The organism is Bacillus sp. 05T31 (assembly GCF_056396725.1).
Window position 1 is genome coordinate 1 of sequence record NZ_JBFTMA010000813.1, and the last position, 1,771, is coordinate 1,771.

General features: G+C 32.9%; 3 protein-coding genes. 2 read left to right on the forward strand and 1 reads right to left on the reverse strand.

What is annotated here, in order from left to right; genetic code table 11:
• Window positions 1-33: 33 nt before the first annotated feature.
• A complete protein-coding gene (locus tag AC1DJR_RS28620; RefSeq protein WP_002011549.1) occupies window positions 34-663 on the forward strand; it encodes a class II aldolase/adducin family protein in 630 nt (209 codons plus the stop codon).
• Window positions 664-788: 125 nt separating this feature from the next.
• Window positions 789-1,412 (forward strand): cyclic di-AMP binding protein CbpA, encoded by a 624-nt coding sequence (gene cbpA / locus AC1DJR_RS28625; protein WP_002086818.1) that lies wholly within the window; start codon window positions 789-791, stop codon window positions 1,410-1,412.
• Between the two features lie 67 nt (window positions 1,413-1,479).
• On the opposite strand, the gene AC1DJR_RS28630 is transcribed toward cbpA, so the two are convergent.
• Window positions 1,480-1,771: divergent polysaccharide deacetylase family protein (locus AC1DJR_RS28630; RefSeq protein WP_477004115.1), on the reverse strand; the 292-nt coding region annotated here is incomplete at its 5' end.

Below are 1,771 nucleotides of genomic sequence, written 5' to 3' on the forward strand. Positions count from 1 at the left end.
ACATTATATTAATATTACGCCGGGGGTGACGAAATGTTATTTTTTCTGAAAAAATGGAACGAATTAAAAGATGTGAAAGCAGAATTGGCACTTCGCGATTGGTTTTATGGTACGAAAATTAGTTTATCGATGTGTACGTCAAAAGAGCCATTAACATTTTTAGTGAATGTAGAGGGAAGAGATAAAGGGGTATTTTCTGAAGAAGATTTTATTGTCGTAAATTGCATGTGTGAGCCAGTATTTGAAAACGAAGAAAAACCAGCTATAGAGTCATTTATGCATGCGGATATTTATAAAAAAAGTAGTGCAGAATGCATTTTACAAGTACAGACTGTAGATAGTCATTTAATGTCAGAGCTATATGGGAAAGAAGGAGAAGTAACATTCGAAAAACGTAGTGTGGAACGTGTTTTTGGAAAAGACGGTATTACAGAAATGACAATTCCAATTGTAGAAGATGAAAAGAAATTCGCTAATTTATTAGAAAATAATGTTCCGAATTTTATTGAAGGTGGAGGAGTAGTCCTTGTTCATAATTACGGAATGATCGTGTGGGGGAAAACTCCAGAAGAAGCGAAAAAATGGTTGGAAGGTATAGAGTATTTAATGAACTATCACGTAAAGCTTTTAATGATAAAAGGGGCAAAAAGTTCTGTTATATAAAGATGTATTCACAGAGATTACCATCCCTTAAAAATGAAAGCGTTTTAAAAAGAGATTTTACTCATAAAATATAGGTCTCCTTATTATATATAGATTACATGTTGACATGTAAGGAGGAACATATTTTGCGAGTTAAATATCATTTTCTGCCAAAACAGCAGGTGACATTTTGYAAAACGAATGATTCTGGTGAAAAGGCGTTACAAATTATGAATGAAACGGGATTTCGCGCAATTCCTGTATTAGCAGAAAATGAGAAGGAATTCACGGGGATTATTTATAAAGTAGATCTTTTAGAAAAGAAGTGTAATAGCAGATTAGAGGATGTAAGTACAGAAGATGTACTGGAAAGTCCAAATTCGTTTATTTTTGAAAAGGATTCTTTTTTTAGAGCTTTTTACGTTATTCGTCGTCTCCCGTTTTTAGCGGTTTTAAATGAGTATAATGAATTTGTCGGCATTTTAACACATTCTAATGTATTTGATGTCATTGAGGATTCGTTCGGTATGCGGACGGGTGGTTATATATTAACAATTGCAACACAAGATTGTAAGGGAACAATTAAAGAGCTTGGGACATTATTAAAAGCATATAATATCGGTGGACTGTTTACGCTTGATAACGGTGATCAATATATTCGCCGTGTTATCGTAAATATATCGGATGAGTTAAATGAAAAAAAATTAAAGCAATTAATTGAAAAGATAGAGAAAAAGGGATTCAGGGTGAGTCATGTAGATTATATTTAAGTTGAAAAGGAAAGGTACCTATCTGCTATRTGTAGATAGGTAYCTTTTTTAGTGCGAGAAATGAATYTTATTTTGAAACAGAAGGTGGAGATAATGCTAAATCAGATAAAAAAATAAAGTCTGCATGCTCACGAATTTTAGGAATAGAAGTTTCGATAATACGTGATGTAATTTCACCTGGAGCCCCAACGTGTCCGATAGCTACCATAATGGGTTTGTCTTGGATTTTTTTTATGAGTAATTGTGCTTGTTTTGAAATGTGACTTACCGTATATACATCATCAAAAAATAATTGGTTTTCAATAATAGGAACGCCTAATTCTTTACCGATTTTTGGGACAACACTATTAGGGTTTGTT